Raw genomic sequence first — 12,323 nt, forward strand, 5'->3', positions numbered from 1 at the left:
GATGGCATCACGGCGGGATGAGCTCAACGCCTACACCTTCGCGCGACGGCGCCTGGTGGGGCAGTTCCTGCAGCCCAGCCCGAACGGCACGGAGGAGGGCTGGCCACGCCCGCTGCGTGCGGTCGTGCCGGGTGCGATCGTCGCGACCGTCGTCCTGGCTGGCTTCGGGGCCTGGGGCATGTTCAAACCGGCGGCCCCGCAGGGCTGGGACAAGCCCGGGGAGAACGTCATCATCTCCAGCAAGTCGACCACGCGGTACGTGATCCTGACGACCGACGGCAAGACACAGCTGCACCCGGTGCTGAACATGTCCTCGGCGAAACTCCTGCTGACGCCCGACAAGGGCAAGATCATCAACGTGGATGAATCGGTCCTCGACAACGGCAAGATCCCGCACGGCCCGACCCTCGGCATTCCCTACGCCCCCGACCGTCTGCCCGACGCCGACGAAGCCGGTTCGAAGAAGCGGTGGGCGGTCTGCGAGCGGCCCGGTGAGGGCGGCCGTGCCATCCAGAAGGCGGCCTTCATCCTCGCCCAGCGCGACCTGGACCGCACCGAGGGCGCGGAACGGCTGCGCGGCGGCGAGCTGATGTACGTGGAGGGACCGGGCCCGGACCGCACCCGCTACGTCGTGGACGCCGAGGGAACGGCGTACCCGGTACCGAACGAGGAACTGCTGCTGCGCACGGTCGTAGGCGCGGACCAGGAGCCCCAGCGGGTGTCGGCCGGCTGGCTGGAGACCTTGCACGAGGGCGACCGCATCGCCTTCCCGGAGATCCCGGACCGGCCGGGCACCGACGCCGGGATCCGGGGTCAGTTGCCGGCCGCGGCGAACAAGGTGGGCATGGTGCTGGAGGCGCCGTCCGGGACCAGGATGCAGAAGTACGTCGTCCTGCGGGGGCGCGTCGCCCCGGTCTCCGACCTCACGGCGAAGCTCCTGCTCAGCAGCAAGGACTTGACCACCCTCGGACAGGCGGGCCGGGCACTGCCCGTCAGCGCCGGAAGCTTCACGCCCGGGGCGCCCTTCGGCGCGGAGAAGACCTGGCCGCAGCGAGAGCCGGAGCCGGTCAACTCGGCGAGCACGGACGAGGGCAGCCGTAACACGGTGTGCAATGTCCTGCGGGAGGTGGACGACGATCGGCAGGGCGCCACGACCCTGAGCACCTGGGCGGGCAAGGACTTCCCGGCGCCTCTTCCCACCGGTTCGAGCAGCGCGTACGTCACCCCCGGATCGGGCCAGTTCTACCGCCAGTTCACGGGCTCGTCGACCCGTTCCGGCTTCTTCTTCCTGGTCACCGACACGGGCCTGCGCTATGCGATGCAGTCCAACGGCGACAGCGAGACGGACGACGCGGGCATCGGCTCCTCGGGCTCGGCCACAGAGCGACGGAAACAGCGCGAGGTGGCGCTGAGGGAGGCCCAGCAGGCGCAGAACCGGCTCGGCTACAAGGATGTGACGCCGGCTCCGATCCCGGCGGCTTGGTCGGCGTTCCTTCCGACGGGGCCGCGGCTGTCGACGGGGGCGGCGCGGCAGCCGCAGGGGTCGTGAGGGGGCGAGGCGAGAGATGCGTGGGCATCACAGGTTGCGCTTCCTGACAGGAACGGCCGCTGTCACCCTCGTATTCATCTTCATCGGCCTACCGCTGGCTCCAACCGCCCGCGCAGCCGACCAGTGCACGTTCGGCGGCAAGATGTACGCGGGCCGCCCCTGGGCGCTCCAACGGGTGCTGCTGGACGAGCTGTGGAAGCAGTCCATGGGTGAGGGTGTGCGCGTCGCGGTCATCGACACGGGCGTGGACGTCAAGAACCGCCAGCTCACCCCGGCGGTGGATGCCAGGAGCGGCCGTAATTTCCTGCCGAAGAACCTCGAGGACGACAACGGCAACAAGATCGAGCGCGGCAGCGAGAACGGCACGACCGACGTGGTCGGCCATGGCACGAAGGTCGCGGGCATCATCGCGGCCAGACAGGCGAAGGGGACGGGCTTCGTCGGCCTGGCCCCCAAGGCGACGATCATCCCGATCCAGCAGAACGACGCGGAGAGCCACGGTGACACGTCGAGCCTGGCCAAGGCCATCGATTACGCCGTCAACGAAGCCAAGGCCGACGTCATCAACATCTCCCAGGACACGGTCAACCCGATCGCCTCCACCTCCACGCTGAAAAGGGCGGTGGACAATGCCCTGGCCAAGGACGTCGTCGTCGTGGCCTCGGCGGGCAACGACGGCCTAGGGGGGAACGTGAAGGAGACCTACCCGGCGTCGTACGACGGCGTCCTGGCGGTGGCGGCCGCGGACCGCAACAACGAGCGGGCGTACTTCTCCCAGTCCGGCGAGTTCGTGGGCGTGGCGGCCCCCGGCGTCGACATGGTCTCCACCGTCCCCGGCGGCGGGCACTGCGCCGACAACGGTACGAGCTTCTCCGCGCCGTACGTGGCGGGGGTCGCGGCCTTGATCAAGGCCAAGCACCCCACCTGGACGCAGAAGCAGATCACCGCCCAGATCAAGCAGACCGCGGAACGCTCCATCCCCGGCCATGACCGCCTGGTCGGCTGGGGCGTCGTCGACCCGGTCCGCGCCCTGACGGAGGACGACAAGCCGATCGAGCAGCCGGTGTCGGGCAATGCGGGCGCGGGTCGGGCCAAGGCCCCTCAGGTGGCCCAACTCCCGCTCGGAGAAACCCCGCAGGAGCGGGCGGTGCGCCTCGGCACGTATGCGGTGGTGGGCAGTTTGGTGCTGGTGGTGGTCATCGGGGGTGGGGCGGTGGCGGTGCGGGACGGCCGGAGGAGGGTCGGCGGCTCGCGGGGTGGTATCAGCTTCTGACCCGGCGAGCGCAGTGAGCCTCCGGCGACTTGAAGTCGCAGATCAAAGGGCTGGAGTGACGGCCTTCATGACAGCGCAGCACCACCAGAGGTGAACGGGCGCCGACGTAAATTGCGAGGGCTCGGCCCCGATCACATACGCGCCTTGGTGAGCTGGCCACTGATCACCAGCGAACGGGGAGGAAGATGACAGTCGACATAGACAAGTTCCGCCGAGACGCGCATCAGATCGAGAAGTGGTCGATCGGGTGGATGCTGCTGTCGTTGGCGATGTGGGGGTGGTTCGGCTATCGGTGGCTGATGGACGACGACCGGGAATACGGCAGATTCGGCAGTTACGCCGAAGACAGCCACGCGCTGGTGGGCATACTCGCGCTCGCGGTCATCCCGACGATCGTTGGGGCAATGACCATCGTGTACTCCCAGGTCCTGTTCCGCCTGGCCCGCCAAAACAAGCCAGAGGTCGAGTCAGGGGACTCCCGGACGGGTACGTCATGAACCCCGCCCGTGGTCCTGCTCGGCGCTCAGCGCGACGTACTCGAACTCCAGTCGGCGTTACCTCTCCCGCTGAGTAGGTGAGTCTGCTGGAACTGTCGAGCGTCAGACTGAGACCTTCTGCGGATGAGGACCGCCTTGATCGCCCACACCGGTAGGGAGCTACAGGCGAGTGCGCCGTCGGGCATCGCCGAACAGTTTCGTGCTGTGCTCAAGCGCTCGACTGTGACGCTGCGGACGCGTGCCCCCGCGGTGGCAGCATGGCGTCGAACCACTCAACGACCGACCGGACCCGGCTGCAATGCGACGTCGGGTGACACAGGTCAGTCGCTCTGGGGCGCAGTCAGCTGGTCTGGGGCCAGGTCAGGATCGCGAGGCAGGTGGGCACCGGGCATGCCAGGGCGCCCAAGAGGAGCAGACGAGTCGCCGGCGCGAGACGGCGAATGCCGGGTGCGAAGGCGAGGGCGATCAGCGTGGCGGCAGCAGCGGCGACTGTTAGGAAGAACGGTCGCAGGAGGTCTCCGATCGGTTGCCCTGCCGCCGCGCCCCAGACCGCCACCATGCCCACTAGAAACGTCAACCAGGCAAGTGACGCGAGAGTGAGGGTCCACAGTCCGCCCGCCAGCAGGACGACGACGGTCTCGCCGCGGCTGGGTCGGTGTGTCGGCCGATAGGGGCTGTACAGGGCGGTGTAGGCCTTGGTGCTCAGATTCACCGTCGGTCCTTCCATGTGAGGTGTGCACGATCTTCGTCGGGAAGACAGCGCCACGGCATGGGGGCGGATACTCACCTCAAGCGGACCCGTACTCAACTGGACGTGTCACCCACGGATTCCTGGGACCGGGTTCAGCCCTACTGCGCGACACCGAGGACGGGGGGCCTCTGGCCCTCCCCGTACGGGCCGGTGTCGCCGGTCTCCCACTCGGGGTCCCAGGCGCAGGGCACATTGGCGCCAGCGGTGAAGCACTCCCGGTCCGGGTACGAGAAGCACATCCGCTCATCCCCGTCGGCCCGCTGGACGGACAGGTGCCAGTCCTTGGCCTTCCTGGCCTCCTCGTAGGACGTGACCTCCCGGACAGCCACCCACGAGGACGCCACACCCCGGCATTCGAGCTGCCGAAGGCGTGGCGTTTCGCATCGTTGCGGCGCGGCGGCCGGGCGGAGTCAGTGGCTCCCGCCCGGGCGTGGCAGTGTCAGCTTCAGTGGGCCGCAGCCGAGGCGGGCGGCCTCGGCCTCGACGTAGCGGGGGAAGAGGGTGCGCAGGTCCGCGCTCATGTCGCCGTCGTTGGCCTGTACGAGGAACACCGTTGCGCCCGCCTGGCAACGGGCCCCGAAGGCACCGAGGTTGGGGCCGAGACCGCCATAGCCGACCGCGGAGCGCACCCGGTCGCCCTCGTTCAGCGTCATCCCCGTGAAGATCGCGGCCAGCCGCGGGTCCTCGACGGTCATCAGGCGCTGTTTCGGTCGCGAGCCGGTGATGTCCCGGTCGCAGGTGCGTACCGGGCCGTGCCCGTCGGTGATCATGGGGTACTTGCTCGGCTTGCGTGTCTTGCCCAGCGTCAGCCCCTTGATGCCGCAGAGCGCGTCCGGCTTCTCCGTACGGGTGTAGCGGGCGGCCTCCGGCAGGTGTTCGACCGGATCGGCGATCGTGCCGGTGCAGTCCAGGTCCGCGCTGACCTTGTTGACGAGTTTCACGACCATGCGGGCCATCGCGTCCCGCTCCTCGGTGCGCGGCTCCAAGTCGGTGATCCGGTTGCCCTGGGCGATGTCCACGACGATCGGTCCGTCGAAGTCGCTGGTGCGGCCCAGACAGCCGTCCGGGATGGCGAGCCAGGCGCGGTTGTCCGAGGCCATGCCCAGGAGGCCGCCGCCGAGCGGGGTGAGACGGGCGGAGAAGAACTCATCAGCCCACTTGCCGTCGTCGCCGGCCCAGCCGTCCAGCCGGTGCACCCGGGCAGTGAACGCCCATTCGTCGCCGTCGCTGTTCGTCAACTGGCAACTGCCGGTGGGGCCGTCCATGGAGCGCCTGCCGTGCAGCACGGGAGCCTCGACCGCCTTGACGTCCTCGGGCTCGCGGAACGTCGCGGCGAGGTCATCGCGGGACAGCGCGCCCCAGCACACCTCGTCCGGCGCGAACGGCCCGGCCTGCGTCTGCCAGGCCGTGCCGCCGACGCCGAGCAGCACCCCGGCGAGCCCCGCGGCCACCAGCGGCCGGACCCGGCCGCGCAGCACTCTGCGCCAATGCCACCACCGGAGTCTGCGCTTGCGCCGCTCGCTGAGCAGTTCCCGGTCGGCGGGCAGGGGCTGGTCGTATCGGTTCGGCTCGTCCGCGGTGGTGCTCACCGGGCGGCTCCCTTGGGGGCGATGGGGGCGCAACCCAGGCGGGCGGCGGCCGCGTTGGCGAAGGCGGCAAGGTATTCGGCGTCGGTGGAGGCGCCCATGAGGAACGTGGCGGGTCGGCCGGCGCAGTCGGCTCGTACGATCGCGTGCTGCTCGCCGATGGCGCCCTTGCCGCGCCAGCCGCGGGCGACGGGCCGTTCGCCGGTGATTCCGTCGAACAGCGCAGCCAGCCGGGGCTGCGCGACCATCGCCAGGTCCAGGTACGCCACGCCGTTGCCACGGACGCTGCAGGTCTGCAGGTCGCTGGTGACCGCGCCGGTCTGGTCCTCGATGTCTTCCAGGCCGAGGCGCAGACCGCGGATCCCACAGACGTCTTCAGAGGCGCTGAAGATGCGCTCCGGCTCACCCGGCAGGTCGTAGATCGGCGAGCTGACCCTCAGCGGCTCGTCCGGCGCGCAACCGGCCGCCGCCATCCCACGGTTGGCCGCCGCGACAAGCAGCACCGCCGTCTGTTGGGCGCCGCCGAGATCGGCTGGGTCGTTCTGGCTGTACGAGGGGCCGCTGGCGTACGTGCCGGACGCGTCCATGGTAACGACGGTCGGCCGGCCATCCGGTGTATCGCAGGACTTGGGGAGCACCAGCAGACCGCCACGCCCGTTCACCGTGCCCGGCAGGCCGTCCGGGAGCGGGACCATGTCGCCGCCCAGGAATTCGTCCTGGACCATGGCGAGCCGGGCCTCCGCGGCCTTGGGGACCGGGCCGTACTTGACGGACACCTGCTGGTCGATGGAGACCTTGTCGCCGTCGTAACCGCTCTTGTAGTCGCTGGCGATGGTGACCACGCAGCTGCCGTTCGAGCGCTCGCGGGTGGGCGCCGTCTCCTTGCTGGTGCGTGACCCGTCGTCATCGTCGCCGAAGGCCTCGTCGCCGAGGAAGTCCGGGCCGCTGTCCTGTTCCCATGCGCCCCAGCAGTAGCGGTCCTTCGGCCAAGGCCAGGTGTCCGTCGCCCATGTGCCGAGCCCGGTGCCTGCAAGCGCGAGCACCAGCCCGGATATCAGCAACAACCGGCCGCGCCTGCTGCGTGGCAGTGCTCGGCGCAGCCGACCGGGCGCCGCGGGCGCCTCGCCTGTCTCACTCACCCCGTGATCCCCCTCCGGCGCAGGAGGGAGTCGTGAATCGGCCCCCACATGCGCCCCTGCCGTGACCACACCCACATGCGCCCCTGCCGTGACCACACACGAACCCGCGGGCACACCAAACAGCGTCTGTTCCGGAGGTGGGGTGGGCACCTCCCGTGCGTGCCCAACCCGACCTCAACCAGAACTGCCGCGTCAGTAGTTCGCCGCGGCCTTCCGGTCCGCCGCGCTGTACGCCGCGCTCGCCTCGCGGATTGCGCGCGCGATGGAGTTCAGGGCTTGGTGGATCTCGCGGGCCTTGATGTCCCACTCGCGGTGGAGGCCGTCGGCCGCGGTCTTGGCCTCGCCTTCGAAGTAGGCGGAGAGGTCCTTCATCCGCTTCTGGAGGGCTTCCAGGTCCGTGTCCAGCTTCTTGGCCTGGGCGGTGATGTCCCCTGCGGCTCGTTCGAGTTCCGCATAGGTGACGAGCATGGTGCCGTTGTCTACTGCCATGGATTCCTCAACTGCCTTCCATGTGAGGGTGTTTGTGGAGGATGATCCTGCGTCACATGCCGGAGAACGCCGACGTCCTGCCCACGGCCGGCGCACCGCCCGCCGCCGAGCCGGAACCGGAGCCGCCCGCGTCGATGCCCGCCAGCGCCTGGTAGATCTCTTCGTCGGTGCTGCCGGCGATGCGCCGGTTGTCGTTGACCGCGTTCTGGAAACGCACGAGCAGGTTGCCGATGTTGGCCATCCGCTCGTTGATCTCGGTCTGCTTGCGGTCGAAGGACACGGCACCCTGGCCCTGCCACTTGCCCTCCACGCTGTCGATCACGGCGTGCAGCTGCTGCAACTGCTGCTTCACCGAACCGAAGCGCTCGTTGAGCTCCTGCTCGAACTGCCGCAGTACGTCATCTGTGACCTTCTGGGTTCCTGCCATCTGTTTTCCCTTCTCGTGCCTACCGGTTTTGTGGTGGGTCTGGCAGCTTGGAGAGGCCGTGTGGTGAACGGCGCGTGGCCGCAGCCGGAGGCGGATCCGCCGCACTGCGGGTGCGGACGAAGCAATGAGACACACGGCAAATACCCCGCAAGAGGCAGGACAGTTCGGCCTCGTCCGCGCGATGTCAAGTTTTCGAGGACGGCCTTGTTAGCCTGCCTGTTCCCTTAGTCACGTCCGACTTGGGGAGGAGGAAGGGATTGGTTCGCTGGCCGACCAGAAGTCCGAATGAACGTTTGGAGCTGGCACCTCCTGCTGCGAATAGTCAGGGCCAGCGGGCGGACTACTTGGAGCGGACACGTCGGATTCCTCCACGCAGGGCGTGGTCACACTGAAGTGCGCCTGACCGTGCGCACCGACGAGCACCTGCAGCTGGAACCCGTCCTCGGTCTTGAAGTTGGCCGCCAGCCCGTTCGCGCTGACGTCGACCAGCTCGTATCCCTTGCTCTTCCAATAGCGCTCCACCACCCCCAGAAACGCCGCGCGCCGTTGCTCCGAGATGATCGTCATGACCGTCCGGTCGCGGTCCACGTAGCACTCGGCCGGCACGGTGTAGGTGGGCGTCCACTGGACGGCGGGCTTGATCGCTGCGAACGTTCCGTCGAGGAGGGTGTCCGCACGGTCGGCCGCCTCTTGCATGTTCATCTTTACGTCCTGCTCCGTAGAGGAAGTTCCGGGGTTAGAGGACCCGCATCCGGCGAGCAGCAGAGCCATCGCCGCGACCGCCAGCGCCACACTTCTCATCGGGGCTTCTCCCTTGATACGAACCCAGGCTCGCCAGCGACGACGGCGGCAATGTTCCTCGCGGACACCTGGTCTTTCCCTGGCTCCGGGGTGAAATAGTTCGAATGCGCATCGATCGTCAGGCCTGAGTTCCAGACGTCCGGCGCGGAGACGAGCGTTGGACCGGGCAGCGTCTTGAACCTGTTCGCGCCGAACTCCGAGCTCGCCGGGTCCTTACCGAACCAGAGATCGTTGTTGTCGGAGTCGCTCACGCTACCGACAGCGGCGGCGCCAATCAGCGCACCTGGTGGACCGCCCGCGATGAGCCCGATGCCACCGCCGAGGAGCGCGCCGCCATTCTCTTTCATGGACGGCAGTTTGGTCACGACGTCGTTCTCGGCGGACCCGACCCACACGTGCTCCTTGCCGATGCCAAGGTCACTGGCCTTGTCCACGCCAACGCCAGGACTGCCGACCAGGACGATGTCGTCGACGCCCGGGATTCCGCCGGCCTGTCTGGCGGCGGTCCCCACCGTCAGCGATCCGTACGAATGGCCGATCGCAGTGATATGCGTGTCGGCGTTCTCATTGGTGGCCGCGATGCCACCCATGAAGCTGTTGTAGGCCGGCGCCCCGTGCTCGGCGTTGCTCGTCAGCGCCACACTGGAGCCAGAGACCAGTTCGCCGGGCGTCATCAGCGGCGCGTCGTACCCAAGCCAGACGATCGAGGCCGTCGAGGGATCCATGTCCCGACCCAGCTTGGCGGTGTAGAAGGCGCGGTTCACGGTGCCGTTGGCGAATTCCTCATCGAGTTTCGTGTCGAGGCCGGGAACGTACGCCGAGACGTTCTTGGACTTGTCGGGATTGCCGAACGAGATGATCGCCCGTCCGTTGCCCTCGTTGCCGATACCGAGGAGGTACATCGGCGGGACACTGACCGTGTCAAGCCTTTCCTGGATACGCCTGAGGCCGCCGAGCTTGGCCTGGGAGGTCTCGTCGTCCTTCCCCTCCAGCGATGCTATGAGCAGGGGCAGGTTCTCGCGATTTGCCTCGTCTCGCACCGCAGCCGGAATTCCGTCCAAGTTGCCGATGATCTCCGGAAATGCCCTCTTGTACTCATCGCGCTCCTCATCGCTGAGGCCGTCCCACCACTCCTTGCGATCGGCAGGCGACTTGTCCAGCGGGATGTTGTCCCGGAGGTATTCACTCGCGGCCAAGCTGACGGCATCGAGATCGGAGGCCACATTCGCCCAGGTCTTGGTACTGACAGTCAGTCCCGGTGCCGCCTTGAGCTTCGCCAGCGCCTTGCTGTACCGGTCGTCGATCTCCGTTGCTTCCTGGACGGCGTGAGCGATCCGGTCGGCGATGTACTGGGCCTTCGCGCGGTGCGGGTTGGCGCTGTGCAGGCCCGAGGTGTCCGGGCCCAGTCCGGGGGTATACCGGCCATTGTTGCCCGTGATCGTTCCGCCGAGGATCTCGTTATCGGTCAGCTCGTTCTTCCCACCAGCGGGATATGCGACGCTCCCGTCCGCGCCAACGGTGTACGACAGCGCCTCAGCATCCTCCAGCGCCTCAAGCAGGCGGCGTCTCGGGCTGGCGATCTCGGATGAGAAGCCGTTGAGAGCCCCGGTGACCAGCCCACACTCGACCTGGGCGTAGTGGAAATTCTCCGACAGCTTCTTCAGCTGCCTGAGCGCCGCCTTCGCCGCTTCGCCCTCATTGGCACCCTCAATGACCTTGGTGATCTGGTTGTCGATACGGTCCTTGGCCGCATCGGCCATGTCACTCGCCGCGCGGTACCCGTCCGCCGCGTCCGTGTACTCGGACGGCCTGATGGCCTTGAGCGTCTTGAGATCCATGCTTCCAGATCACCAGCCCTTGCCCGCGCTGCCGGCAGCCGGTGCATCCTCGGAGCGGACCTTCAGGCCCGCGATCTCGGACTTGATTGCCTCGTCGGTCCTCAGCTGGTCGTTGCCCGTCTTCTCCAGCACGCCGGCGAGCCCACCGCACAGCTCACTGATGTCCCTGATCCGGCGCTCCCAGGAGTGGTACACGCCCTGCTGGGCCCTTGCGGTCAAGCACCCCGGATCCTTGCCGAGTCCCGTCTGGCCGTCCTTCAGCTTGGTCAGCGCCTTACCGGCGTTGTCTCGCAGGTCGCTGACGTCCTTTCCCGCCTTGGACCACGCGGCCTTGTCTGACCTCACCTTGCCGGTAACGCCGCCACCGCTTGAGCCGCCGCCTCCTGCATCGGCCGGCAACTGGTTGAGCTGCATCTGCGCGGCGTGCCGCTCGGCCACCGCGGCTTTGAGCTGCTCCCACTCCTCCCACGCCATGCGTGGTCCCTCCCCGTGTTTTGTCGTAAGCCGTCGAACGGTTGTGAACGTGCGGCCCGCGATGCTGCGGTGGTCGCGAAGTACGGTAGTAGCACTGCATCACGTGCCCCATCCGTATCTGCCACCAGAGCGTCTGAGTATCTGTACTCAGTGAGCGGTGGACGTCGTGTTGCGGCGTCGGGTGCGCACTACGAGGGTGGCGATTGTGGCGCCGAACAGGGCGGCGGCGCCTACGCCCAGACTGATCCAGAGCGCCGGGTCGCTGTCATCGTCGCGTGCGGGGACGGCGGACTGCTTATCTTCCTCGTTCTTGTTACCTGCGGGCTCAGAGGCCTGTGGGGACGGGGACTTGGCGTCTGCAGCGGCAAGGTCTGGGAGAGGGTACTCGTCGGCTGGACCGCGATCGCCAGGAGTCGTCAGGGCGATCCGTGGACGCACGATTCCGTAGCCGATGGAGTCGTTCCGCTTCGCGCCGCTCGTTGGTCCGCCAGCGGTGTTGAGCATCACCCTGAGGACCTGGTTGTTGGTCCAGTCAGGGTGTTTCGACCAGATGAGAGCCGCGCTTGCCGAGACAAGGGCGGTGGCGCCACTCGTGCCATGGGAGTTACACAGGCCCGTCTTGTAGCGGCAAGCGTGGACCAACTCGGTGCCCGGCGCGGTCAGGTCCACCTGGGGACCGTACTGTGACTCGGCGGTCCTGCGGAGATCTTGGCCGATCGCCCCTACTCCGACGACTCCTGGAGTGGCGGCAGGGTAAGCGAGAGAAGAGTCTCCGTCGTTGCCGACGCCTGCGAAGATCAAAGCTCCCTTACTCAAGGCATACTTCACAGCCTCGCTCTCTGGATTCCACACGGCGGTTCCTCCTCCCGCCATGGAAATGTTGATGACCTTGGCCCCTGCGTCGACGGCGTACCTGATCGCTTTGGCGAATACGGTGGCGTTCAGGGGTACCCGAATGGGCAGGATCTTCGCCCCTGGGGCGAGGCCGAAAGCTCCATCCCCGGCTCCGCTCTCGCCGGTTCCGGCGATCAATCCAGCTATGCCTGTCCCGTGGCTGCGGTAGTCGGTGTGCTGATCGCCCGGCGCTTCTAGCGCGAAGTCCTTCCCCTCCAGCACCCGGCCGGGGAGATCGGGGTTCTTGTCGTCGACCCCGCTGTCGATGACTGCGACGGTGACACCCTCCCCCTTGGTGATCTTCCACATCTCCTCCGCCTTCATGGCGGTCAGATGCCACTGCTTGGAACGGATGGACTCCGCATGGGACGGCGCGGCGGCGGTGCCCACCAGCAGGGCTGCCAGTACTCCCGGGATCAGGGTCCTGTGAGTGAGACGCTGCGTGTTGCTGGTGGGCATCGGCATTCTTCTTACGGTCCTCACGGGTTCAGTCAATGACGGGCGGTGTCGCGCGACGAGCACCCTGCTGCCAGGTCACTTCGTCTTCGGTGAGGTAGTCGGGGCGCTCGCCTCGGCGATCCTCACGACGCGACTCGGTGGGGCGA

13 protein-coding genes are annotated in these 12,323 nt (G+C 67.6%); 3 read left to right on the top strand and 10 right to left on the bottom strand.

Features of this window, described 5'->3' with window-relative positions; genetic code table 11:
- Position 1 precedes the first annotated feature (1 nt).
- From eccB to ACFPQ9_RS14850, 3 genes are all read left to right on the top strand, one after another.
- Positions 2–1,549, top strand: a complete 1,548-nt coding sequence (eccB, locus tag ACFPQ9_RS14840) for a type VII secretion protein EccB (protein WP_380852703.1) — start codon at positions 2–4, stop codon at positions 1,547–1,549.
- 16 nt (positions 1,550–1,565) lie between these two features.
- A complete protein-coding gene (mycP, locus tag ACFPQ9_RS14845; RefSeq protein WP_380852706.1) occupies positions 1,566–2,822 on the top strand; it encodes a type VII secretion-associated serine protease mycosin in 1,257 nt (418 codons plus the stop codon).
- A 185-nt stretch (positions 2,823–3,007) separates the two neighbouring features.
- Positions 3,008–3,319, top strand: coding sequence for a hypothetical protein (locus ACFPQ9_RS14850; RefSeq protein ID WP_380852709.1), 312 nt, complete (start codon positions 3,008–3,010; stop codon positions 3,317–3,319).
- Positions 3,320–3,659: 340 nt separating this feature from the next.
- Here the strand turns inward: ACFPQ9_RS14850 and ACFPQ9_RS14855 are convergent, their stop codons facing one another.
- The 10 genes from ACFPQ9_RS14855 to mycP (ACFPQ9_RS14900) form a co-directional block, all read right to left on the bottom strand.
- Positions 3,660–4,031, bottom strand: a complete 372-nt coding sequence (locus ACFPQ9_RS14855; protein ID WP_380852712.1) for a hypothetical protein — start codon at positions 4,029–4,031, stop codon at positions 3,660–3,662.
- Between the two features lie 137 nt (positions 4,032–4,168).
- Positions 4,169–4,399, bottom strand: a complete 231-nt coding sequence (locus tag ACFPQ9_RS14860; protein WP_380852714.1) for a hypothetical protein — start codon at positions 4,397–4,399, stop codon at positions 4,169–4,171.
- 81 nt (positions 4,400–4,480) lie between these two features.
- Positions 4,481–5,659, bottom strand: coding sequence for a hypothetical protein (locus ACFPQ9_RS14865; RefSeq protein ID WP_380852717.1), 1,179 nt, complete (start codon positions 5,657–5,659; stop codon positions 4,481–4,483).
- Positions 5,656–6,795, bottom strand: coding sequence for a hypothetical protein (locus ACFPQ9_RS14870; protein WP_380852720.1), 1,140 nt, complete (start codon positions 6,793–6,795; stop codon positions 5,656–5,658). The genes ACFPQ9_RS14865 and ACFPQ9_RS14870 overlap by 4 nt, the downstream gene beginning before the upstream one ends.
- A gap of 192 nt (positions 6,796–6,987) precedes the next feature.
- Positions 6,988–7,284 (bottom strand): WXG100 family type VII secretion target, encoded by a 297-nt coding sequence (locus ACFPQ9_RS14875; protein WP_380852723.1) that lies wholly within the window; start codon positions 7,282–7,284, stop codon positions 6,988–6,990.
- Positions 7,285–7,336: 52 nt separating this feature from the next.
- Positions 7,337–7,711 (bottom strand): WXG100 family type VII secretion target, encoded by a 375-nt coding sequence (locus ACFPQ9_RS14880; protein WP_380852726.1) that lies wholly within the window; start codon positions 7,709–7,711, stop codon positions 7,337–7,339.
- A gap of 228 nt (positions 7,712–7,939) precedes the next feature.
- Positions 7,940–8,512: a hypothetical protein gene (locus ACFPQ9_RS14885; RefSeq protein ID WP_380852729.1), complete on the bottom strand. Its 573-nt coding sequence runs from the start codon at positions 8,510–8,512 to the stop codon at positions 7,940–7,942.
- Positions 8,509–10,350, bottom strand: coding sequence for an alpha/beta hydrolase (locus tag ACFPQ9_RS14890; RefSeq protein WP_380852732.1), 1,842 nt, complete (start codon positions 10,348–10,350; stop codon positions 8,509–8,511). Before ACFPQ9_RS14890 ends, ACFPQ9_RS14885 begins: the two co-directional genes overlap by 4 nt.
- A 9-nt stretch (positions 10,351–10,359) precedes the next feature.
- On the bottom strand, positions 10,360–10,824 hold the full coding sequence (locus tag ACFPQ9_RS14895) for a hypothetical protein (RefSeq protein ID WP_380852735.1): 465 nt from the start codon (positions 10,822–10,824) through the stop codon (positions 10,360–10,362).
- 147 nt (positions 10,825–10,971) lie between these two features.
- Complete coding sequence (gene mycP / locus ACFPQ9_RS14900; protein ID WP_380852738.1) at positions 10,972–12,177, bottom strand: type VII secretion-associated serine protease mycosin; 1,206 nt, start codon at positions 12,175–12,177, stop codon at positions 10,972–10,974.
- Positions 12,178–12,323 lie beyond the last annotated feature (146 nt).

It is taken from the genome of Streptomyces coerulescens, from assembly GCF_042657965.1.
GTDB classification, from domain to species: Bacteria; Actinomycetota; Actinomycetes; order Streptomycetales; family Streptomycetaceae; genus Streptomyces; species Streptomyces coerulescens.